The organism is Bradyrhizobium sp. 190 (assembly GCF_023073415.1).
Lineage (GTDB): Bacteria > Pseudomonadota > Alphaproteobacteria > Rhizobiales > Xanthobacteraceae > Bradyrhizobium.
In genome coordinates this window covers 388843-413836 of sequence record NZ_JADPJL010000005.1, presented here as the reverse complement: position 1 = coordinate 413836, position 24994 = coordinate 388843, and the positions used below count along the sequence as shown (strand labels likewise).

Here is a 24994-nt window from a genome sequence, read left to right as displayed (position 1 = left end):
CAAGGGAGATATTGCCATGGCGCTGATGCGTCGCCAGTCGCTGGTCAAGTTCGATGCGCCGTTGTGCGAAACCATTGTCGACACGCCGAAGCCGCAGGGCCGCGAAGTCCTCGTCCGCATCGAGCGCTGTGGTCTCTGCCATTCCGACCTGCACATCCAGGACGGCTATGCTGATCTGGGTGGCGGCAAGCGGCTCGACACCACGCGCGGCATGACGCTGCCGTTCACGCTCGGCCACGAGATCGCCGGCGTCGTCGATGAAGTCGGTCCCGATGCCCCGAAGGAGCTGATCGGAAAGAAGCAGGCGGTATTCCCCTGGATCGGCTGCGGCCAGTGCCGCGACTGCGCCAATGGCGACGAGAACCTCTGCGTCAAGCAGCGCTTCCTCGGCGTATCGATCGACGGCGGCTTTGCCACCCACGTGCTGGTGCCCGACGCCAAGTATCTGCTGGATTACGATCCGCTGCCGGTCAACCAGGCGGCGACGCTGATGTGCTCGGGGGTAACAGCCTATGGCGCGCTGAAGCGGCTGGTCGACCGTCCGCGGCAGCGCAACCTGCTGCTGATCGGGCTCGGCGGCGTCGGCATGATGGGGCTTTCGTTCGCGCAGGCGATGTTCAAGCAGAACATCACGGTCGCCGATCTCAGCCCCGCCGCCCGCGAGACCGCGCTGAAGAACGGCGCAGCGGCCGCCTACGATCCGTCCGAGCCCGAAATCATCAGGCGCATCCTGAAAGAAACCGAAGGCGGATTCGACGGCGTCGTCGATTTTGCCGGCAATGAGAAATCGATGGCGTTCGCTGTTGCCACCGTTGCACGCGGCGGCAAGGTCGTGGTCTCCGGCCTGATGGGCGGCAATTTCAGCCTGCCGATGGTGCAATGGGTCTACAAGCGCATGACCATCGAGGGCTTCATGGTCGGCACCCTCGCCGAGGCGAAAGAGCTGATGGCGCTCGCCCGCGCCGGCAAGATCAAGCCGACGCCGATGAAGGAAGAGCCGATGGCCGACGTCCAGAAATGGATCGACGAGTTGCGCGCCGGGAAAGTCATTGGACGCATCGTTCTGAAGAACTGAGGCGGTTCGCTCGCCTCATTGCGATGACGGCGCATTCGTTCTGCGCCATCCCTTTGGCTTGAGCATGATCCACGCAGACGCGTTCCGCGTTTGTCGCGAGAGGTATCCGCCAAGGCGTGTACTCATGACTGAAAACTAAGTGCATTACCCATACCCTCTCTATCGCCCTGAGGTCGTGGCCGTCCGCTGGCGGGGTCCAGCGAGCGGCGCAATTGCCCTTCGAGTTCGTCAAGCAGGAAAAAGCTGACGTCGTCGACGGAGCCGTGTCCCTTGGCGAATGGCTGTTCGAGGAGCCGAATCAGATACAGGACGTAGACGAACATGTAGGTAATGAACCCGAACAGCAGGGCCGCCGCCGGGTCCCCCTCCGTCTTCAGCAGAAGCAACAGCAGGATGATCGAAACCACCAGCGTCTGCACCAGGACATGCACCGACGGCACGAACTCGACGCGCTGTATGGTGTAGATGCGAAGCAGCGCCCTTCGGATCCCGTCCTGGCTGTTGCGGAGGCGCACGACGAAATTCGCAGCCATGCCCATGCCCTCCAGGCTGCCGAGGATCGGCGTCAGCTTGGCCAGTTCGTCAAGCACGGGGGAAATGTTCTTGTGGTCGTAGGCACGGCCGAGACCTTCGCGCAGCTTTGCAATGACACCCAGCAGGATCAGTCGCGCTTCCCCAAGATTGAAACGCTCATTGTCCCGCGCGAAGCATTCCAGATCTCCGTCGATCGCCTCGATCGCGGTGCGCAGTGCCGTCGGAATTTGTTCGGCCTCCTTATAGTCCTTGAGAATGCTCGACAGCAGGAAGCCGATGATGAAGATGGCGCCACCGATGCCACTTGTCACCAGCCCGTTGAGATCGAGAAATTCGAATTCGACATAGTGAACGATTGCCTTGATGCCGCCGAGCAGCAGGACGATGACCCCAACCGTAAAAAACAGCCGAAATTTCTTTCGCAGGCTGATTTCGGCGCTACCGAAAGGGAGATGCGAGAATATCGAAGACGACAAGTGTTGGTATCCTTTCCCTGTAAAACGCAAAGAAACGAAACTCCGTCCGTTCCATCGCAGCATCTGTGGCCTGATTTTCCTGCCTAAGTGCTGAAGACGAGGCCCGCCCGGCTGCCCGACTTCAGATAGATGTGTGCAGACAACAGTCAACCCGACAAATGGGTCCCGGGTTCTCGCAGGCGAAATCTTCAAGATGCAGCGATCTGAGATGAAGATGGCCGGCCTCGAATCGTGGCGGAAAAGTAGTAATCCGCGGCAGCCTTGCCGCACGCGAAACCGCGCTATAGAACGGCGCGGCCGTCGCCTACGGCCCGGCCGAACCAGAAATCATCAGGCGCATCCTCAAGGAGACCGAGGGCGGCTTCGACGGCGTTGTTGATTTTGCTGGCAACGAGAAATCGATGGCGTTCGCCGTTGTGACGATGGGACGCGGCGGCAAAATCGTGGTCTCCAGCCTGATGGGCGGCAATTTCGGCCTGCCGATGCTGCAATGGGTCTACAAGCGCATGAGCATTCCCGGCCGCCGTGACGGCAGGAAAGCTCGCTTGGCTTGGCGCCTATCCGACATTTGATACGTCGCCTTTGGACGCAAAGTGAGAGAGGCAAGCCACGCCGCGCGGATCGCCCGTTAGGATCGAACGATGCGTGGTGACCCGGTTTATTCGGGCTCCATTGACATACATCAAAGGTCGTGAAGCTGGCGTCGCGACGGTAGCGGGTGCTCACTCGCCGCAGCTCCGGATCGTGGAGGTGGGGCGGGACAAATCCTGATACCACCGCTCGGAGACGGACCATGAAGGGAAGCGCAGCGCTTAGGCAAGACGCAGATTCGGGCGATTGTTGGAAGGGTTTTCGACCCGGCGATTGGACCACTTCCATCAGCGTTCGGGATTTCATCGTCCGGAACGTCAAGCCTTACCCTGGGAACGAGGACTTTCTTGCGGGACCATCGCAGCGCACAAAGGCCGTTTGGGCAAAACTACAGCCGTACTTCGCCGACGAGCGAAAGAAGGGAGTGCTCGCGGTTGATGTTCAAACCCCGTCGACGTTGCTCGCCCACAAGGCCGGCTATATCGATCGCGAAAACGAAGTCATTGTAGGCCTTCAGACGGACCAGCCGTTCAAGCGGGCAATTTTCCCCTACGGGGGACTGCGGATGGTCGAGTCAGGCATCAAGGCCGCGGGATTCGAACCCGATCCGCTCGTGCACGAAGCTTTCACGAAATACAGAAAATCACACAATGACGGCGTGTTCGACGCGTATACGCCCGAGATCATGAGTTGCCGAAAGTCGGGGATCATCACCGGCCTACCGGATGCTTACGGGCGCGGTCGTATCATTGGCGACTACCGCCGGGTAGCTCTTTATGGGGTCGATCGGCTGCTTGAATCCAAGCGTGAAGAACGGGCGCAGATCGACGATATGTGGCCGACCGACGAGATCATCCGGCTGCGCGAGGAATTGTCGGAGCAGATGCGCGCTCTCAAGGACCTCTCCTCGATGGCAAAACTCTACGGTCTCGACATATCGAAACCCGCTTCGAATGCCCAGGAAGCGTTCCAGTGGACGTACTTCGCCTATCTCGGCGCCATCAAGGAAGCCAACGGCGCCGCGATGTCGATCGGGCGCATCTCCACCTTCCTGGACATTTACATCGAGCGCGACCTCAAGGCCGGGATCCTGGACGAGGCGCGGGCGCAAGAGCTTTGGGACCAACTGGTGCAGAAGCTGCGCATCGTTCGCTTCCTCCGTACGCCCGACTGATGCGCTGTTCAGCGGCGATCCCTACTGGGCCACCGAATGCGTCGGCGGAATGGATCTCGATGGTCGCGCTCTGGTGACCAAGAGCAGCTATCGGATGCTCCACACGCTTTCCAATCTCGGCCCCGCCCCCGAACCGAACATCACGGTTCTCTGGTCGAACCATATGCCGAACACCTTCAAGCGCTATTGCGTCAAGGTCAGCCGCGACACATCCTCGCTGCAATACGAAAACGACGACCTGATGCGGCCGTTCTGGGGTGATGACTACGGTATCGCCTGCTGCGTCTCGGCGATGCGTCTCGGCAAGCAGATGCAGTTCTTCGGCGCCCGCGTCAACCTCGCAAAGGCACTGCTCTATGCGATCAATGGCGGCCGTGACGAGGTAACGGGCGATCAGGTTGCTCCGCCGACATTGCCGGCGTCCGGCGATTTCCTCGACTACGACGATGTCATGGACAAGTTCGATGCCACCATGGAATGGCTGGCTAAGACCTACGTGCATGCCATGAACTGTATCCACTACATGCACGACAAGTACTTCTACGAACGCCTGGAAATGGCGCTTCACGATCGCGACATCTTGCGAACGATGGCATTCGGGATCGCCGGGCTTTCGGTGGTCGCCGACAGTCTGAGCGCGATCAAGTACGGGAAAATGCGTGTCACGCGCGACCCGACAGGATTGATCGTCGACTTTCAAAACGAAGGTAACAAATCCACGCCCCAGTTCGGCAACAACGACGATCGCGTCGACCAGATCGCATCGAGCATCGTCACCAGCTTCATGGAGAAGATACGCAAGCACCCGACCTATCGAAACGCGACACACACGCAGAGCGTCCTCACCATCACTTCCAACGTCGTGTACGGCAAGGCCACCGGAAATACCCCGGACGGACGCCGGAAAGGCGAGCCGTTCGGGCCGGGAGCAAACCCGATGCACGGCCGGGATAGTCATGGCTGGCTCGCATCCTGCCTATCGGTCGCAAAGCTTCCCTACAAGGACGCGCAAGACGGCATCAGCTACACCGTCTCCATCGCTCCGCAGAAGGCGCATCTGTCCGAAGCCCAGATTGTCGACGAGGCGGTCAAGGCTTTTGACGCCTACTTCGAGCGAGGCGGCTTTCATATGAACCTGAACGTCATCGAGAAGGAGACGCTCGAGGACGCGATGAAAAATCCGGACAAGTATCCTCAACTCACGATCCGCGTGTCTGGCTATGCCGTAAACTTCGTTCGCCTGACGCCGGAGCAGCAAAGAGACGTGATCAGCCGCACGTTCCACGGCCAAATCTGATGAGGTGCTGCCATGTCCACGGTGCAGCCGCTTGAACCCGGAAGCCGTTATGACATCCGGGTGGGGATTTCGCCCGACGCCCCTGACGAAGACAACTTCAAGGACGAGGCGGGCTCATTCGGATATTGCCATTCCTATGAAACCTCGTCGCGCTATGACGGGCCGGGCCTTCGAATCGTCATCTTCACCTCTGGATGCCTGCTGCGCTGTACGTATTGCCATAACCCGGACACCTGGCATCTCAAGGACGGCACCTACGTGTCGGTCGATCATGTGCTGCGCCGCCTCGGTGCGTTCGCACCGACAATCCGCACCCTGGGTGGAGGCCTGACGATATCGGGCGGTGAGCCCATGGTGCAGCTCGCATTCACCCGAAGGATATTCGCCGGCGCCAAGGACATGGGCCTGCACACGGCAATCGAGACTTCCGGATTTCTCGGAGATCGTGCCGACGATTCCTATTTGTCGGTGATCGACCACGTCCTGCTGGATATTAAGAGTTCGGATCCCGCTACCTATCGCCGGGTGACCGGCCGGGACCTCGCGCCCACGCTGCGGTTTGCGGAGCGCCTTGCTTCGATATCAAAGCCGGTCTGGGTCCGGTTCACGCTTGTTCCCGGCGCGACCGACGATCCGGCGAATGTCGACGGCATTGCCCGGTTTGTCGCGCCCATGAAGAACGTGGAGTGGGTGGAGGTGCAGCCGTTCCACCAGATGGGAGAATTCAAGTGGAAGGCGATGGGCCTTGACTACAAGCACTTCGATACGCAGCCCGCGAGCCGGGAGTTGGTGAACAGGGTTATTGAGCAGTTCCGAGCCGCGGGCTGTCAGGCGCGCTGATCGGCGGACATTGGGGGAGATCAACCATGCTGGACCTTGCTCGCGACCTCATCGGAAGCCAACCCATCCTGACGGCCTTCCTGGCGATAGGCGTGGGTTACCTGGTTGGTCAGATCAACATCTTCGGCTTCTCGCTTGGCGTCGGCGCAGTTCTTTTTGTCGGTCTCGCCCTCGGCGCATTCGCACCGAAAGCTCAGATCATCGGGCCGATCGGCCTGACGGGCCTGATCATGTTCCTTTACGGAATCGGCATCCTTTATGGTCGCCAATTTTTCGAGGGAATGGTCGGCGCAGGGCAGAAGTACAACCTCCTCGCGCTCGTCGGCTGTCTGGCGGGCTTGGCTGTCGCACTGCTCTTGGGGCACATCTTCGGCATCAAGATCGGGCATACGCTGGGCCTCTACGCCGGATCGATGACGAGTACCGCGACCCTCCAGGCCGCCCTCGACGTGATGAAGAACAAGGATCCCTCGATCGGCTATTCCATCGCCTACCCGTTCGGGGTCATCGGCCCCATCCTGTGCATCTATTTCATGACCCGGATCGTAAAGCCAAAATTTCCCGCAAAGACCCAGCGCTTCCACATGGGAGAGATTTCGGTTGGCGAACGCTTCGCCGGTCGGCGTCTGGGCGACTTGATGGCGAAAGCGCCGCGCGGCTTGCAGGTAACGATGGTTCGCAAGGGCGGGCACAATATTGTCGCGACCGACGATACGATTCTGGAGAACGGAGACGCCGTCCTGGTCGTCGCCGAAGACAACGAGGCGATTGCAACCGCCGCGGCCAAGCTCGGAATGCTCTCACCGGGCCGGTTGGCCAGCGACCGCGCGGACCTCGACTATATCAGGGTCTTCGTCGGCAAGGCCAGCGCGGTGGGCATCCCGCTTGCCCGCCTTCCGATGCCCGCCGGCTATCCGACCCATCTGCTGCACGTTCGTCGCTATGACGCCGACCTCGTCCCTGCCCCCGACCTGATGCTGGAATTCGGCGATCGGGTCGGCGTGCTGGCGCCTCCGGAGCGGAAAGAGGAGATCCGGCGTCACTTCGGCGACACGGTCAAGGCCACCGCGGAATTCAGCTACGTCTCGCTTGGGCTCGGCATGGTTATGGGCGTCCTTCTCGGTCTCATTCCAATCCCGATTCCCGGTGTGGGCATCGTGACGCTCGGCATCGGCGGCGACCCGCTGATCGTCGCGCTCATCCTCGGCAAGCTGCGTCGTACCGGTCCGATGCTTTGGACCATGCCGTTGCCGGCCAACATCGTGCTGCGAAATTTCGGTCTCGCCATGTTCCTCGCCACCGTCGGCGTCAATGCCAGGCAGCCTTTCGTCCGTACCGTCGCAGAATCCGGGTTCACGATGCTGTTCATCGGCGTCGCAGTTCTATTGACGACCGTGGCGATCGTCCTGCTCGTCGGCCACTATCTGATGAAGATTCCATACGACGACCTCGTCGGCGTCGCGTCCGGCGCAACGGGAAATCCGGCCATTCTCGTCTACTCCGCGAAGATGGCTCCGACAGAGCGACCCGACATCGGGTATGCCATGATCTTTCCTTCGATGACGCTGGTGAAGGTCATTGCCGCGCAGATCGTCGGTCTCCTGGCCGTCGGAAGCGCCGGTTAGCCGGCGGCTGCGGCTTTCCGCTGTCGTGCGGCAGCCGACGTGGATAGCCGAGGCAGGTTACGGAGGAGATGCAGGATGGACGACCGAGCACCCGCGCCGCAACCGCCCGTGTTCAATTCGAATGCCTACAGTCCCGCCGAGATCAAGGAAGCCGTTGAGAAAGTCGGGGTCAAGAAGGCGAGATTGCCGTATCTCGCGTCGTTCATGCTTGCGGTCGTGGCGGGCGGCAGCATCGGGCTTGGGGCGCTCTACTACACCATCGTCGCCAGCGACCCGGAGCTGAGCTTCGCTACGGTCCGCGTGCTCGGCGGCCTGGTGTTTTCGCTCGGCCTCGCGCTGGTGCTCGTCGGAGGCGCCGAGCTGTTTACGGGCAACAACCTGATCGTGATGGCGTGGGCAAGCCGGAAAGTCACGACCAGAGAGATGCTGCTCAATTGGCTCATCGTCTACCTCGGCAATTTGGTGGGTGCGCTCGGCCTTGCCGTCCTGGTTTTTCTTTCCCATCACCTCGACATGAACGGCGGCCGGATCGGCTTGTCGATATTGAACACCGCCGTCGCAAAGATTCAGCCTGATGTCTTGACGCTCTTTGTCAAAGGCATCCTGTGCAACGTGCTTGTCTGCCTGGCGGTTTGGCTTGCCTATGCCGGGCGGTCGGTCACCGACAAGATCGTCGCGCTGATATTGCCGGTCTCGGCTTTCATCGCCGCCGGCTTCGAGCACTGCGTCGCCAACATGTATTTCCTGCCGCTGGCCTGGCTGTTGACCATCACGGGCAAGATTCCCAACGGTTTCGACGCCTCCGCGATCACGTTATCCGGAATCGTCCACAACCTCGTTCCGGTCACCCTTGGCAATATCGTGGGCGGCTCCGTCCTGGTCGGCGCCGTGTATTGGACGATCTACCGGGCCGCGTTCGGCGCCGGGTCGGTTTGGGAGAAGCGATAGAGCGTTGCTCACACCAACTGAGATGAGAATTGTCGGTGGTACGTGAGGCGGTGCGCTCGCGTCATTGCAATGACGCTGCGTTCGGTCCGCTCCGTCCTTTTGATTCCGATAGCTTCCCGTCGAGTTGCTTTCGTCGAAATGGCCTGAGAGGTGGGCACGGCGCGAAGCGCCGTGCCCACCTTGAAACTACCTGCTGTAGACCACGGGCGCGCGGCGGAACGCCACGCGCGGCGGCGGGCCGATGTCGCGCTGCCAGACGCGGCCATCATCGAACTGAATGCGCATGCCATCGGGCGAATAGACAGCGCCCTCGTCGCGCGCATCGATCCAGATTCGGCTGTAGGGCGCGCTCCAGTCGGGCCAGGCCCGGTAGGACTCACCCGTTTCCGTCGTGAGGTTCACGGAGTCGCCGTTCTGCGTGACGAAGGTGGGCGCGCCGAGCATGCCGCTCCGGCACATTTGGATGCACCGGTAGGTGCCGGTCAGGTTGACCGTTTCGGCCGAGGCGCCAGTGGCGGCGCACGCAGCCAAGAGGCCCAGGGCCAGCGACAATCGTCTCATCAGGATTACTCCATCGCTTGTATGAAGATTCGCCCGAGCAAGCGGACGACGGACAAGCGCTGTCGAAAGCAGCTTGTTCCCCCTGTTCCCTGCAGTTCCAACACCTCTGCGTGAGATGGAACGTGAGGCGTCACCGTAATTCCACGGAACGCTGACCATCGCTTTAAGGCGCTGTGCGTTTTTCGAATCGAGAACGATTTTCGCAGACAGGCTTCTGCAACCACAGCGATGGCGCAGGTGCATCGTCAATGTGCACTCGATGGTGTGGTCGCGATACCGAAACGCAACAGGCGACCGCAATCAGATGTCGCAAGCAGAGTTGTAATGAAGGAACCAACCAGACTCAGGTTAGATTCCATGCAGTTGGAATTTGGCAGGGGGCTCGAATGCCATACTTCAATTTTGATCTCGTCGTCGGCACGGACTTCAAAAACCAGGGCGGCATGATCCTCGAAAACACAGATTACGCGATCGATAAAGCCGATAGCCTCGCGAGCGAGCTTTGCATCGTTCGTCCCGAGCTGTGTTCGACAGGATGTGCCGTGCGCGTTACCGACGAAGACAGTAACGAGTTCTACCGTACTCCGGTCGATCTTGTCGGCCGCGGATGAACTCGTCCCATCGTGCACGATGAGCGCGCGATATTGCGAATTGCGGTGACAGTGCGCTTAACTTGCCGGTGATGGTCGCGTAGGCACGGCTACCGATAACCGTGCCTTCTCGACGCCGCCGACGATCGCGAGCCTCATCGCCCACGCGACACGATGCGTGGTCCAGTCGCCGTCGTGCAGCCTGTGCTCATCCGTCGGGTCAACCATCCGGTCGAACGAGACCTGTTCGACTTCTTTCAAGCCCTTCATGAATGCGAAGCGGCGGAACACATTGACGCCGGCGTCCCGCGCCAGTTCGCTGATCGCCTCGACCATCGCGATCGCCTTGTCCTTCTTTGCCGGGGTCAGCACGGCCGGCACATATTGGAGGTCCATCAGGATGACGTCGGCCTGCGTCTGGTTGCGCAGTTTGATGAGGCCATCGTGGATGGCGCTGGTGGTCTCGTCGAAGGAAGGAGGTGGAGGCTTCAGGTCCGGCCTTTGCCAGATCGCATTCGTTCCGACCTGCCAGATCACCAGATCGGGCTTCTCGGCGATGACGTCGGTATCGAACCGCTGAAACTCGATCGGCGCTTCCTGGCCGCCGATTCCCTGGTTGACCATGGTGATCTTGGCATTCGGATATTGGGCCTGAAGAAACGACAGCAGCCGCTCCGGATAAGGCTTGATATTGCCGTGGCCTACCGTCGACGACGAGCCGATAGCGACGATCTTGGCTCGTCCTCTGAGGCTCTCCGCAAAGTGGATCAGGCCGTGTTCGAATGGAATTGGCTCAACCGGAATCTGTGAGGGATCGCTGTCCATGGGTCACCAGTTTGTTGCAGCCGAGACAACGTGGGGTGGAACAAGAATAACGCGCCACGGCGAGATCGCCTAGCCTGCGGCCGCGGATGATGGCGCTCGCCCGCGCCGGCAAGATCAAGCCGACGCCGATGAAGGAAGAGCCGATGGCGGATGTTCAGAAATGGATTGATGAGTTGCGGGCCGGGAAAGTCGTCGGGCGGATCGTTCTGAAGAACTGAGGCGGTTCGCTCGCCTCATTGCGAAGTGCTGAAGACGAGTCGCGCCCGGCTGCCCGACTCCAGATAGATGTGTGCAGACAACCGTCAACCTGGCAAATGGCCCCCGGGTTCTCGCAAGCGAAATCTCCAAAATGCAGCGATCTGCGATGTGGGATGTGCGCTCTTTGGTCGCGATACATGGCACGGCGGAAGGTCCTATGGTCGTCACGACATGATAAACGTTCTCGACATCGATCCGCGCATCGCGCGGCGTTGCTTGCACGCCGGACTCCTCCAAGCAGGAGTTTAGGCGGACGGTAGTTGGTGCCGTCCGGATACCCCCTTCCTTCATCAAACAGATTTGGTGTGTGGCTCTCCCGCGAGGAAAGCCCAAACAAGGAGGCATGTCGTGAACAACCCCTCTATCCCGGACGTCACTCTTCCGGCGTCTGACCATCGCCGCTTGGAACGGATCGCGCAGGTGGGCGCAGATCACGGCGACGTGGACGCACGTTTTCTGTTGAGTGAGATCAACCGTGCGGAAATCGTCCCTGATCGCGCAGCCAGATTGGACAGCATTGTCACCATGGGTTCGTGGGTGACGTTCTGGATCACCTGGGACTTCCCTCGCGAGACGAGGCAACTGGTGTACCCCGAAGACTACACGTCCGGGCGAACCCAAATCCCCGTGATGTCACCGTTGGGCGCAGCGTTGGTGGGGCTGAAGGTCGGAAGCGAAATCCCCTTCTTCACCGCTGGGCGCACCAACGTCGTCAGGATCGAACGCGTCAGTCGAGGTGATCCGAATGATGTTGTCAGGGCTCTGTTTTGCAATCCGCTGGTCAAGGGCAAAGAGCTCTTTGATGACGATGATCCGGAACCCACAGCCGCCTAGGAAAGGAGAGAAGGTAATGAGAAAGACTGATCGCAAGAGCAAGCCTGAAATCGCATTGCCGCCCATCACGGTGATGGAGGATGAGGCTAGGCGTCTAAACGCCCTGGCCAGTTCGAGCGCGATGCTCTTCCCGCGCGTGGCCCATTTCCTTTCACAGGAGATGGAGCGTGCAAGCGTGGTGGCGGACAATTCCGATCTGCGCGGCGTGGTCCGCATGGGCTCGCAGGTCCGGTACTGCGATGACAAGACCGGTGAAGTCCGGGACGTGGTGTTGGTGTATCCGCACGAAGCGGACATAACGCTAAAGCGCGTCTCGGTTCTTACGCCGGTCGGAGCTGCGTTGATCGGCCTGTCGATTGGCCAAGCCATCGAGTTTCAAACGCCGGGTCACAACAAGCGGTGCTTGACGATACTAGGCGTGTCCAACTGAAGGAGGCGTCGATATGCGCGACGTTTCAACTAAACAGGCAGCCTTAACGGTCATCGGTATCACGGTCGTTTTGGCTGCCGTGCTCTATCTTGCGACCTTCTTCAAGGCTTGAAGGTCCAACCTCTAACGTGGCCCCTCTCGGTCTATGATCGAGCTGGGGCCACCCCCAACCGCCAACCCCACGGCGGTTTCTGGTGCACTTAGAGACCCAGATCGTAGGGCGGATCAGCAAGGCGTAATCCGCCGTTTCGACCAAGGCGCAAGTTCATGAAGTCATTGTGGCATCGGTGTCGTGTTGCAGTACAGTTTGCTGCAACCAAGCGGCGGATTACGCCTTCGGCTCCAATCCGCCCTACGGGCTGTCACCGGAATTCCGTAATGTGTAATTCAAGACTTTACGAAATCTGTCGTGCAGGCGGATCATTCTCATCCGATCACGCGAGCGCCGGGCCCGGATCGCCAACCTTGCGAAACCGCGCAACCTTGATCTTCCCGGCACGGCGACGCGCCTGCGCAATGTCGTAGCTATTTTGCATGCGCATCAACGTATCCATGGATACGCCGAACGCCTTCTCGATGCGCAACGCCATTTCAGACGATAGTACCGCGCGCTCCTTGAGCAGCGTCGAGAGCGCGGGACGGGTCACACCCAGCGCCTTGGCGGCGTCGGTCACCGAGAGGTCGAGCGCCTCGACGGTCTCGCTCTTCACGAACCCACCGGGATGGTCGATCCGAAACGTCAGCCGCCAGTTCTTGGTGACAGGCTCCAGGTCCCCTTGCGGTCCCAGCTCGGCACGGCCTTTAATTCCGTCTCTTTCTGCATATCCAGGCCGAACTATGATCGGTGCGGATGGAACCGTTCGATCGGCCCAAACCTCCCCGATCGGCCAGTGGAACGGTTAGCGCTTGCGCCCGTTACACCGGTTCAAGCTCAAGGGAGGACTCCCACATGATGAAGATCGCTCTTACCTTGGCGGCAGCCGCAGCGGCACTGACAACCACCCCGCTTGCCATTCCGGCCAACGCCCAAGGCGTTAAGATGGCCCAAGGCGTCGATGTTCAGGTCGGACGGGACCGGGACGACCGCTATGATAGGGACCGCAACCGCTACGACCGCGACACGACCGTCGGCGTCGGCCCGGGTGGCGTTACCATCGGCCAAGGACAGCGCTGCCGCACAGTGACTACAACGGTTGAACGCGGCGACGGCCGTATGGTGACGCGCAAGGAGCGTCGCTGCGATTAGCGTCATAGCCATAGGTTCGGCGGCAAGCGCCGGGAAAGTCGTCGGGCGGATTGTGCTGAAGAACTGATGCAGCGTAAGAGCGCGCGAACGTGAGCGGTTTGTGAAGCGGCGCCACTTCCATCCCTTTGTCCGCCGTGGCAGGGTGTGGAATGGTTCTGCGCCGACTGATTGCCCGATTTCTGGCGATATCCGTGATCGCCAACCTCGTTTTTGCGCCCTTGGTGACGCCCACGTCCTTGAAAGCATCTGAGGCCGTCGGCATGGCGTCGATGTCGGCGGACATGCAGTGTTGCCCGGACGAGCAGAATAGCAAGGATTGCCAGGATTGCCCTTTGCTGGCGATCTGCGCCCTCAAGACGGCGCAGCCGGGCCGGTCTCCGACCGAGGCGCTACCGCTGCGCCATGCGATCCGGACGGCGCATTCGGTTCTCGACGACATGCCCGCCGACGGGCTCAAACGTCCTCCACCCGACCACCCTCCTCGAAACCTGTCCTGACGGCGCCCAGGCGCCGTGGCTGCCGCGCGCCTTGAGCACGCGGATGACACATGCCGCCCTTGCGGCAGGCCAGGACAATCGAGGGTCGGAAAATGAAAACGTTGAATTTCGCGCGCGCCGCACAGGCGGCGCTGATCGCTGCCGCAATTGGCAGCCTCAATTCGGCAGCTCTCGCTGATATCAAAGACTACAAGTTCGAACTGGTCGACCAGACGGTCCAGGCGGGTCCAGACAAGGTCTTCACGGTCCGCTTGATGAACACGAAAACGGGAAAGGCCGTATCGGACGCAGTCATCTTCGCCACCCGCCTGGACATGGCGCCCGACGGCATGCAGGAGATGGCTACCAAGGTCTTGCCGATGCCGGGCGCTGAACCCGGAACCTATAAGTTCAAGGCGACGTTCGGCATGGCCGGCCGCTGGCAGCTTTCGCTCGGCGCCAAGGTTCAGGGCGAAACCGGCACCGTCGAAAACAAGCTCGTTATCACGGCGCAGCAATGACCCGCACCTTGTTGAGCGGCGCAGCCGCCGTCGCGCTTGTCGCGGCGGCCGGCGGCGCATTCGTCGGCATCCTCGCGCTACGCGGGGCCGGGCCGATGGCGATGTCGGTATCGGTGGCTGCCGAGCCTGCCGGCACACCGATCTATTACCAGGACCCCGACGGCAAGCCGTTCTATTCGCTGACGCCCCGGAAGACGCCGGACGGCCGAGACTATCGAGCCGTACCCGCCGGGGCAGACGTCAGCTTCGACTCCGAGGCTCCAGAGGGGCCGTCACCGACGGCGGCATCGGAGCGAAAGATCAAATATTATCGGAATCCGATGGGCCTTCCGGACACTTCACCGACGCCGAAGAAGGATTCCATGGGGATGGACTACATCCCCGTTTACGAAGGCGAGGACACCGACGACGGGTCCGTCAAGCTGTCGCCCGGCAGGATTCAGCGGACGGGCGCGAAGTCCGAACCGGTCGTGCGGCAACCCATCAAGTCGCTGATCCGGGCACCGGGGACAGTGCAGGAGGACGAGCGCCGCATCTCGGTCGTGACGCTGCGGTTCGAGGGTTTCGTGGAGAGCGTCGCGAACGTCACCACCGGGCAGCACGTTCACAAGGGGCAGCCGCTTATGAACGTGTTTAGTCCTGCGCTTTCCAGTGCGGCCGCCGAATATCTCTCGGCCCTCAACGCAGGCGCGACCGGCCAGGCGCTGAAGGGCGCGCGCCGCCGGCTGGAGAACCTCGCTACACCGGAGCCGGCTATCAAGGAGCTCGAACGCACGCGGGAAATCTCACTCTCCATTCCCTGGCTCGCCCCGCAGGATGGCGAAATCCTCGAGCGCAACGCGGTGAATGGAATGCGGGCCGGACCCGGCGACGTGCTGTTCAGAATCGCCGACCATCAGCTCGTCTGGGTGCTCGTCGACATCGCCGAACGCGATCTCGCGCAAGTGACACTCGAAACGAAAGTCATCGTCAGGCCGCGTGCGCTTCCGGGCCGGACGTTTGCCGGCACAGTTTCGCTGATCTATCCGCACCTCAACGCCCAGACCCGCACGGCCCGTATCCGCATCGAGGTGCCCAATCCCGATGAAGTGCTGCGGCCCGAGATGTATGTCGACGCCGAAATCGAAACAGGCTCGCCAGGCCCCGTGCTCACGGTGCCTGAAAGCGCCGTGCTCGACAGCGGCAGCCGTCAAGCCGTTCTGGTCGACAAGGGCGAAGGTCGTTTCGAGCCGCGCGACGTCAAGCTTGGCCGTCGCGGTGGCGGGTTCGCTGAGATTACCGACGGCGTGGCAGAGGGCGAGGCCGTTGTTACCTCTGCAAACTTCCTGATCGATGCTGAAAGCAACCTGAAGGCGGCTTTGAAGGGCTTTTCCGAGGGAGCCCGGCAATGATCGCGCGCCTCATCGGCTGGTCGGCCCGCAACCTGCTGCTGGTGCTGTTCGGCACCGGCTTTGCCGCCGCGGCCGGCATCTATGCCCTGATCCATCTGCCACTCGACGCGATTCCGGACCTCTCCGACACGCAGGTCATCGTGTACACGGAGTATCCGGGCCAGGCCCCGCAAGTGATCGAGGACCAGGTCACCTACCCACTGACGACCGCAATGCTAACCGTGCCGAAATCGAAAGTCGTCCGCGGCTTCTCTTTCTTCGGCGTCTCCTTTGTCTACGTCATTTTTGAAGACGGGACCGACATCTACTGGGCCCGCTCGCGCGTGCTCGAATTCCTCAACGGCGCCACGTCGCGGTTGCCGGCCGGCGTAACGCCGACGATCGGCCCCGATGCGACCGGCGTCGGCTGGGTCTACCAGTACGCGGTGGTGTCGAAGGAGTTGAACCTCGCCGACACGCGCGCGATTCAGGACTGGAATTTGAAATTCGCCATCGCCAAGGCCGAAGGCGTCGCCGAGATTGCGAGCGTCGGCGGATTTGTCAGGCAGTATAACGTGATCCTCGACCCGCAGCGGATGCGTGATCTTGGCATCACCATTCAGAAGCTGCGCGATGCAATTCGCGCCAGCAACGCCGACGTCGGCGGACGCACGGTTGAATTGTCGGAGTTCGAATATGTGATCCGCGGCAAGGGGTACCTGAAGAGCATCAACGACCTCGGCAACGTCGTACTGAAGACGAACAACGGCACGCCGGTACTGGTGCGGGACGTCGCCCGCGTCGAACTCGGTCCCGACGAACGGCGTGGCATCACCGAATTGAACGGCGAAGGCGAGGTCGCGAGCGGGATCGTGCTGCAGCGGTTCGGTGTCAACGCACTCGACGTCATCGAAAACGTCAAAAAGCGCTTCAAGGAGATTGCAAGCAGCCTGCCGAAGTCGGTGGAGATTGTGCCGGTCTACGACCGCTCTAACCTGATCTATGCAGCCATCGACACTCTCAAGCGGACGCTGTTTGAGGAAAGCGTTGTTGTCGCGCTGGTCTGCATCGTATTCCTGCTGCATGTCCGAAGCGCCCTCGTTGCCATCCTGATGCTGCCGGTCGGTATCCTGATGGCGTTCGGCGCAATGAAGCTGTTCGGATTAGGCTCCAACATCATGAGCCTTGGTGGCATCGCGATCGCGATTGGCGCCATGGTGGATGCTGCGATCGTCATGATCGAGAACGCCCACAAGCATCTCGAACGGGCCGAGCCCGGAAAGTCGCGGATCGACATGCTGATCGATGCGGCATCCGAGGTGGGGCCTGCGCTCTTCTTCAGCCTGCTCATCATCACCGTGTCCTTCATGCCGATCTTTACCCTGGAATCGCAGGAGGGCCGGCTGTTCAGTCCTCTGGCCTTCACCAAGACCTTTGCCATGGCCGCCGCAGCGCTGCTGTCGATCACGCTGGTGCCGGCGCTGATGGTGATCTTCGTCCGCGGTCGAATCGTTGCCGAGCACCGCAATCCGATCAACCGGTTCCTGATCTGGATCTACCGGCCCGTGATCAAGGGTGTGATGCGCGCCAAGATGCTGGTCGTCGTGTTCGCTATCGCCGTTCTCGTAATCAGCATCTGGCCGGCGCGCCAGCTCGGTACCGAGTTCATGCCGAACCTGAACGAAGGCACGCTGCTGTACATGCCGACCACGCTACCGGGGATTTCGGTTACCAAGGCCGGCGAATTGATGCAGACGCAAGATCGGATCATCCGCTCGTTTCCGGAAGTCGTCTCGGTCTACGGCAAGGCGGGCCGCGCGGCGACGGCGACCGATCCGGCCCCGTCCGAGATGTTCGAGACCGTAATCAACCTCAAACCCAAAGAGGACTGGCGTCCCGGCATAACGCTCGACGGCCTGATCGCCGAGATGGACAAGGCGTTGCAGTTTCCGGGCGTGTCGAACGCCTGGACGATGCCGATCAAGGCCCGAATCGACATGCTGTCGACCGGCATCCGGACGCCGATCGGGGTCAAGGTGATCGGGACTGACTTGATCGAGATCGACAAGCTGGCCAGGCAGATCGAGCAAGTGTTGAAGGCCGTGCCCGGGACGTCATCCGCCTACGCCGAGCGCGGCATCGGCGGCTACTATCTGGAGGTGACGCCGGACCGCGAAGCGCTGGCGCGTTATGGAATCATGATCCAGGACGTGCAGGATGTCATTGCAACGGCGTTGGGCGGGCAAACGGTGACGACGACGGTGGAGGGCCGCCAACGCTTCACCGTCAACATGCGATACCCGAGAGACCTGCGCGATAATCCGCAGGCCATCGCGAACAACGTGCTGGTGCCGATGCCGGCCGGCGGTGCCGTTCCGCTCGGCGAAGTCGCCAAGGTCGCCCCGGCCCGCGGGCCGAGCTCGATCCGGACCGAGAATGGCCAGTTGGCGACTTACATCTACGTCGACATCCGCGACCGCGACCTCGGCGGCTACGTCGCTGACGCGCAGCGCGCCGTGCAGGCGAGCATCCAATTTCCGCCTGGCTATTACGTGATGTGGAGCGGTCAGTACGAGTACCTCGAACGTGCGGCGGCGCGGCTGAAGGTCGTCATTCCGATGACACTGCTGATTATCTTCCTGCTGTTGTACCTGAACTTCCGTTCGATCGCCGAGACCATGCTCGTCATGCTCTCGCTTCCGTTCGCCCTGGTCGGCGGCCTCTGGCTGATGTGGTGGCTGGGCTACAACCTTTCCGTCGCCGTTGCCGTCGGCTTCATCGCGCTCGCCGGCGTTGCTGCGGAAACCGGAGTCGTGATGCTGATCTATCTCAACCAGGCACTGGCAAACATCACGGCACGGCGCGAGCGAGAAGGCTCCCCGCTGACGCGCGATGATCTGTATGACGCGGTGATGGAGGGAGCCGTAGAACGCGTGCGTCCGAAGATGATGACGGTCGTTGCGATCATGGCGGGCCTGCTGCCAATCATGTGGAGCAGCGGCACCGGCTCCGAGATCATGCAGCGCATCGCGGTGCCGATGATTGGCGGGATGGTCTCCTCGACACTGCTCACGCTGATCGTGATCCCGGCGATCTTCGCATTGGTCAAAGGCTACCGATTGCGGCCAGCAGAGCGATGCGCGGTGGGACAAATTTCTTCAATCCAATCAACATGATTTGCCGCATCCAGCCCTCGCCGCAAAAATAAACCTGTTCTCACCTCCCCCAAATCAGCGCTACCACCCCGCTATCCTGTCCCGCCAGAGGGGCGTTGGCCATCGTCACGAACGTTGGGACAGGTTGCGGTGGACGCGGCAGCGTCGGGCGCGCGCGTGGTCGCAGGGCGGTTAATCCCGTGAGCGATCCACTGGCTGCGCAGACGAACGGCGCTTAAACGCCTCGGTCGAAACTTCTTCCGGCAGCATACGGGCCGGTCGAAGCGTATGGCACGAGGAAGCTGCGGACGGCAAAACCGTGTGGTCCTGGCACCCGTTGCTGGTGTCAAGCCGGCGGAGGTTCGTAAAGCCCAACCGGGCGATGCGAGCCGCCAATTCGCCGGTGACGGAGGCAAAAGGAATTCGTCTCCGAGGAGAGCGCGGCATAAGCCGTTAAAACCATCGCGCAGGGAAAGCCGGGTGTTCCGGCGCACCTGCGGTCCACCGTGTGCATTCTTGCGCACGACTGCGGGTGTCATGGGCACCCGGCTTTCCCTGCGCCCTCCCTTTCAAGAGGGCACCGTCGATGCACAACTTCGGGCGCTTCGCGCCGCGAGATCGCAATGTCGTATCCAGCCGCCGGCGCATCTATCGAAAACAACTATACGCGCATCGGAGTACCGACATAGCTCTACCCTGTCAGCCCCTGTTTGCGACGCGGTACCGCTTTTCGCAGAGCGCGCGGACTGATAATCTGCCGTCTTTCATTATGGGCTTTATTAGAGATGCGCGGGGCTTTGGGCGGGAAAACCTGGAAAATCGCGGCGCTGGCGTCATTGCTGGCGCTCACCCTCGCCGCGCCGGCCGCGGCCGAAAAGCGCGTCGCACTGGTCATCGGCAACTCCGCCTATCAGAACGTGACCCGGCTCGATAACCCCCGCAACGACGCCGCCCTGATGGCCGAGACGCTCGGTGCTCTCGGCTTCACCCTGATCGGCGGCCGCGCCCAGCTCGATCTCGACAAGCCGGCGATGGATCTGGCCGTGCAGAATTTCGGCCGCCAGGTTCAGGGCGCCGACGTCGCGCTGTTCTATTATGCCGGCCACGGCGTGCAGGTCTCCGGCGCGAACTACCTGGTCCCGGTCAGCGCCAACCCGACGCGCGAGGCCGATGTCGATTTCCAGATGGTGGACGTCAACCTCGTGCTGCGCCAGATGCAGGGCTCGGGAACGCGCCTCAACATGGTGATCCTCGATGCCTGCCGGAACAACCCGTTCGGCGCCCGCGGATTGCGCGCCTCCGACGGCGGCCTCGCGCAGATGCGCGCGCCGGAGGGCACGCTGATCTCCTATGCGACGCAGCCCGGCAATGTCGCGCTCGACGGCACCGACGGCCACAGCCCCTATACCAAGGCGCTGGCCTCGACGATCAAGCAGGCCGGGCTCGACATCTTCCAGACCTTCAACCAGGTCGGCCTCGCCGTGAAGCGCCAGACCGGCGGGTCGCAACAGCCCTGGGTGTCCTCCTCCCCGATCGACGGCAATTTCTATTTCGTGGCCCCTGCCCCAGTCGCTTCATCCCAACAGCTCGCCGTCGCCGCGCCACCCCAACCGCTGGCCTCGACGCTGCGTCCCGATCCCGACCGCATCCCGATCAAGGATCCCGTCCTGCTGCGCGAATTGAGCGACCGCCTGTTCGAGTTGAATTACGATCCCGAACCGCCGGACAGCAAGAACGGCATGCGCCTGGCGATCTCCAAGTTTCAGGACAAGGTCAGGATGACGCCGAATGGCGAGGCCACCGAAGGCGTGCTGACGCGACTGCGCAAGATGGACGACCTGAAACCGTGGGCCTCGATCGTCTACGGACCCGACGGCGACAAATGGGGAATGTCCTGGAATCACTCTTCGCGCCGGGCGGCGATCGACGACGCACGCAACAAGTGCGGCACGAACAAATGTCCGATGGAGTTGAGTTTCTATGGGTCGCGATGCGGCGCGTTCGCGATCTCGGACGAGTCATGGTCACTGATTCAGCGCGACACCGTTCAGCAGGCCAGGAAAGCGGCGCTTGACGAGTGCGGCAAGGCTGGCAAATCTTGTCGCATTATTGGTGCGGTCTGTGCCGACGGGTCGGGCCGCTAAAATTTATGTTCGCGATATTGGAAGCACCTGCTCATGGAAAATGCCGACCGACGTTCGATCCCGATCATTCTCCTCGCCATGTTGATATCGGTGGCGTTCGGCTCCGTCCTTGCCTATGCGCAATCCGGCAGCGCGGGCGGCAGCATCGGCAACGATGAAAAATCGCTGTCCGGTTCGCGCGCAGGCGAATCGTCAAAACCCGCGCGACGCAGCCAACCCGAAGCGGACGAACCACGTCGCTCGGCGCGCAAGAGCGGCGGAGGCGGCGGCAACAATTTCGATGGCGCCTGGCTCGTCAACTCGCGCGGCGTGAGCTGTTCGGGCACCAGCAGCAACGCCGTCGTCGTCACCAGCGGCAAGATTATCGGTGAGACCGCCAGGGGCACCGTCAGCCCCGATGGACGGGTGTACGGCACCTCCAGCGGCAATGGCATTACGGTCATCACGACAGGCCGCCTTTCCGGTCGCAGCGGAGGCGGAACGTTCCGGCAATCGGATGGCTGCACCGGAACGTGGACGGCATCGAAGCAATAGCGCCGTTGCGCGTTAGCCGCGGGAAATATTGGAACATTTCATTATGGAATACTCGGCGCAACGTTCGATCGGAATTGGCCTCCTCTCGCTCCTGATCTCGGTCGCCATATTAGGCGCGGCAGCGGCGCAATCCGGCAGCGCCGGCGGCAGCATCGGCAACGACGAAAAATCGCTGTCCGGTTCACGTGAGAAGCCACGCGCGGTCGAATCTTCCAAGCCGGCGCGTCGCGCCAAGCCCGAAGCCGAAGAGCCGCGCCGTGCATCGCGAAGAAACGCCGGTGGGGGCGGCGCTGGCGGTGGCAATTTCGATGGCGCCTGGGTTGCCGTTTCCGTGGGCACGCCTTGCGGTAGCGCCACCGAGCGATTTGTCATCTCCGGCGGCCGGATCACGGGGGAATGGAGTTCCGGCCAGGTCAGCCCAAATGGGTCCTCGAGGGGACACGGATCCGCCGGCGGTGTGAGCTGGACCAGTTCCGGCCGCATGTCGGCCAGCAGCGGCTCCGGTTCGTTCGTCCGATCCGACGGCTGTACCGGACGCTGGACCGCCTCCAGACAGTAGGAAAACGGCATCCAAACAGGAGAAAAACAAGCTGTTTTGCAGGCAATCCGCCGACCTCAATTGAGGCGGCGGCACTAGCCCCAATTATACCCCATCCCTTCCGGAATTGCGGCTCATTGCCACCCAAGTCTCTGACCAGATTGGGGGCATCAAGCGTCGCGTTGCGTAGCGTTGCCGGGGATGTTGATGTCGAACCGTTCCGTGAAATTCGTCCCGGCTCTCTTGGCCGGTGTTGTGGCAGGAGCCAATCTGGCCACCGTGACGGATCTCCGGGCCCAGGTAATTTCAACAGCGGAAGCCGCCACGCAGCCCGCCGCTGACAATTGCCTGTCCGCGCCAAAGGGCGCGACCCCCGCAGGCAGCCATTGGTACTATCGCATCGACCGCACCACCAAACGTCAATGCTGGTATCTCCGGGAGGAGAGCGACAAGGCCGATGACAAGTTCGCACGCGCCGCGCCGCCGGCTTCGGCCCCGGCGCCAGCTGCGGCCCCGGCTCCAGCTTCGGCAGCAGAGGAGCCGGCGCAGCAACGAACGATCACACGCAAGTCGATCGCCGACGCGCGTGCCGAATGGGTCTCGCAGCAACCCCGCGCCGAGCCGAATTCGCCCGCCAAGGTCGAGCCGCGAACGGTTGCGGCAGCCCCCGCGCCCGCCGCTCAGAACACCCAGCGCGCAGCCATGCCGAATGTGCTCGCACCAGCGCCGCTGTCGTCGATGCGATGGAACGACGCTCCCACCACGAGATCTCTTGCCAATCCAACCGATCTCCAGGTTGCCGCCGCCAACCCACCCGCAAGCCAGCCGCCACAGGCCGCGGAAGTGCAGCAGCCCGCGGTAGATCAGGTTGCGCCCGCCGCAGCGGACGCGGCGACGGCAAAGCCGACCGCATCGCTGCAGAAGCTGTTGCTGGTGATGGCCGCCGCTCTTGCGCTGGCCGGCCTCACGGTAAGCGCGATCGTCAGGATCGGCCGCATGCGGGCGCGCCGCGCCATGCGCCGCAAGCGGCGCGCGATGTGGGATTCGGCCAAAACAAAGCGGCGTTCGCCACAGCCGATGTTCCACGACGAGGACGCCGGGCTGCGGCGTACCGCAGGCGTGCATAATCCGCGCGCGCCCCAGGATGTGCACAAGCCGCGCGTGCCCCAGGAAAGGACAACGCGCGTGCCCCGAGAGCGGCCGCGGGCTCCCCAGGAGCGGCCATACGTGCCGCAAGAACGGCCGCGTGCGCCCCAGGACCGGGAGCGGCAGGTTACGGAAATGCTGTCCCGGCTCGCCCGCAGCGCCCAGAACTGATCGAAACGGAAGCGGCGGCTATTTCTCCAGCTGGCGCTGCAGCTTGCGAACGAACTCGGTCAGGCCGGTGCGGCGCTCACGCTTGAGCCGCTCGGCCTTGAGGATCGACTGCACCTCGGCGAACGCGTCATCGACGTTGTGGTTGACGACGATATAGTCGTATTCCGCCCAGTGGCTGAGTTCATGGGTGGCGCGGCTCATGCGCCCGCGAATCACCTCGTCGGAATCCTGCGCACGCGTGTGCAGCCGTTTCTCCAGGTCGGCGGCCGATGGCGGCAGGATGAAGACCCGGACCACATCGACGCTTGCCTTCTGATGCAGCTGCTGGGTGCCCTGCCAGTCGATGTCAAACAAAACATCCTGTCCCGCCGACAATGCCGCTTCGACCGGCGCGCGCGGCGTACCGTAGAGATTGTCGAATACAGTCGCCCATTCGAGCAGTTCGCCCTGCTCCACCATCGTCTCGAATCTGCGCTTGTCGACGAAGAAATAGTCGCGCCCCTCGACCTCGCCCGGTCGCATCGAGCGCGTCGTCGCCGAAACCGACATCTTCAGACCCGGCTCGCGCTCGAGCAGCATGCGCGACAGCGTGGTCTTGCCCGCGCCCGAAGGCGACGACAGCACGAACATCAGCCCTCGCCGTTCAACCCCGTCGAAACCTCCAGCCGTCATCGGTTACTCCAGGTTCTGGACCTGCTCGCGGAACTGTTCGACCACGTTCTTCATCTCGAGCCCGGTCTGGGTCAATTCCAGATCGTTCGATTTGGAGCAGCAGGTGTTGACCTCGCGGTTGAATTCCTGGGCGAGGAAGTCGAGCCGCCGCCCGACCGGTCCGCCCTTGCCGATCATCTCACGGGCCTGCGCGACGTGCGAGGCGATGCGGTCGAGCTCTTCGCGGATGTCGGCCTTGGTCGCGATCAGGATCGCTTCCTGATTGAGCCTGTCCGCGTCGAAGCGTTCGGAAGTTTCCAGCAGTGCCGCCACCTGTTCGGCCAGGCGCGCCCTGATCGCCTCTGGCTTGCGGCCAGGCGCCGCCTCGGCCCGCTTCGCCAGTCGCTCGATTTCATCCATGCGCTGGCTGAGAATCTGTCCAAGCGTCGTGCCCTCGCGGCGGCGCATCTCGACAAGTTGGGCGAGCGCCTGCTCGAAGGCGGCGGCCGCCGCGTCCTTGGCCGCCTTGTCTTCCGCCTCGTCGCTTTCGGGTTCGACGACTTCGATGACGCCCTTGATGGCGAGCAGCCCATCGATGCTGGGCGCCACCGCGTCGATCCTGCCGGCGAGCTCGCCTGCAACCTTCACGATCGAGGACAGCACGTCTTCATTGATGCGTACGGTGGAGACCGCGTTGGCGCGCTTGACGCTGAGGTTGGCGTAGACCGTGCCCCGCGACAACACCTCGCCCGCGCGTTTCTTGGCAAAGGCCTCCAGTTCGTCCCAGCCCGGCGGCAGGCGCAAGCGCAGGTCAAATCCCTTGGCGTTGACGGATTTCAGTTCCCACTCCAACGTATAGGGGCCGCTGGCGCCGTGGCTCCGGGCAAAACCGGTCATGCTCGATAGCGCCATCGCGTAATACTCTCCGAAAGACAGGGATTTCGAGACTCGAAAGGAACGGCGGGACCTTAAGCCGATTTCCGC

22 protein-coding genes and 3 pseudogenes are annotated in these 24994 nt (G+C 61.9%); 19 read left to right on the top strand and 6 right to left on the bottom strand.

Going from position 1 to position 24994, the window contains the following annotated elements:
- Nucleotides 1-16: 16 nt before the first annotated feature.
- A complete protein-coding gene (locus IVB22_RS03225; RefSeq protein WP_247515855.1) occupies nt 17-1075 on the top strand; it encodes an alcohol dehydrogenase in 1059 nt (352 codons plus the stop codon).
- 122 nt (nt 1076-1197) lie between these two features.
- On the opposite strand, the gene IVB22_RS03220 is transcribed toward IVB22_RS03225, so the two are convergent.
- The gene (locus IVB22_RS03220) at nt 1198-2277 is read right to left on the bottom strand and encodes a hypothetical protein (RefSeq protein WP_247515854.1); all 1080 of its coding nucleotides are present in this window, start codon (nt 2275-2277) and stop codon (nt 1198-1200) included.
- A 71-nt stretch (nt 2278-2348) separates the two neighbouring features.
- On the opposite strand from IVB22_RS03220, the pseudogene IVB22_RS03215 reads away from it, so the two are divergent.
- The 5 genes and pseudogenes from IVB22_RS03215 to IVB22_RS03195 form a co-directional block, all read left to right on the top strand.
- Nucleotides 2349-2606 (top strand): annotated as a pseudogene (locus IVB22_RS03215) (zinc-binding dehydrogenase); the annotation flags it as partial.
- 272 nt (nt 2607-2878) lie between these two features.
- Nucleotides 2879-5147, top strand: a pseudogene (gene pflB / locus IVB22_RS03210) (formate C-acetyltransferase).
- A gap of 12 nt (nt 5148-5159) precedes the next feature.
- On the top strand, nt 5160-5987 hold the full coding sequence (pflA, locus tag IVB22_RS03205) for a pyruvate formate-lyase-activating protein (protein WP_247515853.1): 828 nt from the start codon (nt 5160-5162) through the stop codon (nt 5985-5987).
- 26 nt (nt 5988-6013) lie between these two features.
- Nucleotides 6014-7612 (top strand): aspartate:alanine exchanger family transporter, encoded by a 1599-nt coding sequence (locus IVB22_RS03200; RefSeq protein ID WP_247515852.1) that lies wholly within the window; start codon nt 6014-6016, stop codon nt 7610-7612.
- Between the two features lie 75 nt (nt 7613-7687).
- Nucleotides 7688-8560: a formate/nitrite transporter family protein gene (locus IVB22_RS03195; RefSeq protein ID WP_247515851.1), complete on the top strand. Its 873-nt coding sequence runs from the start codon at nt 7688-7690 to the stop codon at nt 8558-8560.
- A 186-nt stretch (nt 8561-8746) separates the two neighbouring features.
- On the opposite strand, the gene IVB22_RS03190 is transcribed toward IVB22_RS03195, so the two are convergent.
- On the bottom strand, nt 8747-9121 hold the full coding sequence (locus tag IVB22_RS03190) for a hypothetical protein (RefSeq protein ID WP_247515850.1): 375 nt from the start codon (nt 9119-9121) through the stop codon (nt 8747-8749).
- Between the two features lie 386 nt (nt 9122-9507).
- Between IVB22_RS03190 and IVB22_RS03185 the strand changes: the two genes are divergently transcribed.
- On the top strand, nt 9508-9732 hold the full coding sequence (locus IVB22_RS03185) for a hypothetical protein (RefSeq protein WP_247515849.1): 225 nt from the start codon (nt 9508-9510) through the stop codon (nt 9730-9732).
- A 57-nt stretch (nt 9733-9789) separates the two neighbouring features.
- On the opposite strand, the gene IVB22_RS03180 is transcribed toward IVB22_RS03185, so the two are convergent.
- Entirely contained in the window at nt 9790-10536 is a 747-nt protein-coding gene (locus IVB22_RS03180; protein ID WP_247515848.1) for a GDSL-type esterase/lipase family protein, read from the bottom strand.
- Between the two features lie 86 nt (nt 10537-10622).
- Here IVB22_RS03180 and IVB22_RS03175 point away from each other — a divergent pair.
- From IVB22_RS03175 to rnk, 3 genes and pseudogenes are all read left to right on the top strand, one after another.
- Nucleotides 10623-10754: pseudogene (locus tag IVB22_RS03175) on the top strand (alcohol dehydrogenase); the annotation flags it as partial.
- Between the two features lie 388 nt (nt 10755-11142).
- Nucleotides 11143-11628 (top strand): GreA/GreB family elongation factor, encoded by a 486-nt coding sequence (locus tag IVB22_RS41535; RefSeq protein ID WP_247515847.1) that lies wholly within the window; start codon nt 11143-11145, stop codon nt 11626-11628.
- 16 nt (nt 11629-11644) lie between these two features.
- Complete coding sequence (gene rnk / locus IVB22_RS03165; protein WP_247515846.1) at nt 11645-12058, top strand: nucleoside diphosphate kinase regulator; 414 nt, start codon at nt 11645-11647, stop codon at nt 12056-12058.
- A gap of 434 nt (nt 12059-12492) precedes the next feature.
- Here rnk and IVB22_RS03160 read toward each other — a convergent pair whose 3' ends face one another.
- The gene (locus IVB22_RS03160; protein WP_247515845.1) at nt 12493-12768 is read right to left on the bottom strand and encodes a HigA family addiction module antitoxin; all 276 of its coding nucleotides are present in this window, start codon (nt 12766-12768) and stop codon (nt 12493-12495) included.
- A 239-nt stretch (nt 12769-13007) separates the two neighbouring features.
- Between IVB22_RS03160 and IVB22_RS03155 the strand changes: the two genes are divergently transcribed.
- The 9 genes from IVB22_RS03155 (at nt 13008) to IVB22_RS03115 (ending at nt 23359) form a co-directional block, all read left to right on the top strand.
- Entirely contained in the window at nt 13008-13304 is a 297-nt protein-coding gene (locus IVB22_RS03155) for a hypothetical protein (protein ID WP_247515844.1), read from the top strand.
- Nucleotides 13305-13495: 191 nt separating this feature from the next.
- Complete coding sequence (locus IVB22_RS03150; RefSeq protein ID WP_308200346.1) at nt 13496-13801, top strand: hypothetical protein; 306 nt, start codon at nt 13496-13498, stop codon at nt 13799-13801.
- A 92-nt stretch (nt 13802-13893) separates the two neighbouring features.
- On the top strand, nt 13894-14301 hold the full coding sequence (locus tag IVB22_RS03145) for a FixH family protein (RefSeq protein WP_247515842.1): 408 nt from the start codon (nt 13894-13896) through the stop codon (nt 14299-14301).
- Nucleotides 14298-15692, top strand: coding sequence for an efflux RND transporter periplasmic adaptor subunit (locus IVB22_RS03140; protein WP_247515841.1), 1395 nt, complete (start codon nt 14298-14300; stop codon nt 15690-15692). The genes IVB22_RS03145 and IVB22_RS03140 overlap by 4 nt, the downstream gene beginning before the upstream one ends.
- The gene (locus IVB22_RS03135; protein ID WP_247515840.1) at nt 15689-18847 is read left to right on the top strand and encodes an efflux RND transporter permease subunit; all 3159 of its coding nucleotides are present in this window, start codon (nt 15689-15691) and stop codon (nt 18845-18847) included. Before IVB22_RS03140 ends, IVB22_RS03135 begins: the two co-directional genes overlap by 4 nt.
- A gap of 764 nt (nt 18848-19611) precedes the next feature.
- Nucleotides 19612-20970, top strand: a complete 1359-nt coding sequence (locus IVB22_RS03130) for a caspase family protein (RefSeq protein ID WP_247515839.1) — start codon at nt 19612-19614, stop codon at nt 20968-20970.
- A 33-nt stretch (nt 20971-21003) separates the two neighbouring features.
- Nucleotides 21004-21504, top strand: coding sequence for a hypothetical protein (locus IVB22_RS03125; protein WP_247515838.1), 501 nt, complete (start codon nt 21004-21006; stop codon nt 21502-21504).
- Between the two features lie 43 nt (nt 21505-21547).
- A complete protein-coding gene (locus IVB22_RS03120) occupies nt 21548-22063 on the top strand; it encodes a hypothetical protein (protein ID WP_247515837.1) in 516 nt (171 codons plus the stop codon).
- 186 nt (nt 22064-22249) lie between these two features.
- Nucleotides 22250-23359: a hypothetical protein gene (locus IVB22_RS03115; RefSeq protein ID WP_247515836.1), complete on the top strand. Its 1110-nt coding sequence runs from the start codon at nt 22250-22252 to the stop codon at nt 23357-23359.
- 18 nt (nt 23360-23377) lie between these two features.
- Here IVB22_RS03115 and gmk read toward each other — a convergent pair whose 3' ends face one another.
- Entirely contained in the window at nt 23378-24031 is a 654-nt protein-coding gene (gene gmk / locus IVB22_RS03110) for a guanylate kinase (RefSeq protein ID WP_247515835.1), read from the bottom strand.
- A gap of 3 nt (nt 24032-24034) precedes the next feature.
- Nucleotides 24035-24922, bottom strand: a complete 888-nt coding sequence (locus tag IVB22_RS03105) for a YicC/YloC family endoribonuclease (RefSeq protein WP_247515834.1) — start codon at nt 24920-24922, stop codon at nt 24035-24037.
- Nucleotides 24923-24994 lie beyond the last annotated feature (72 nt).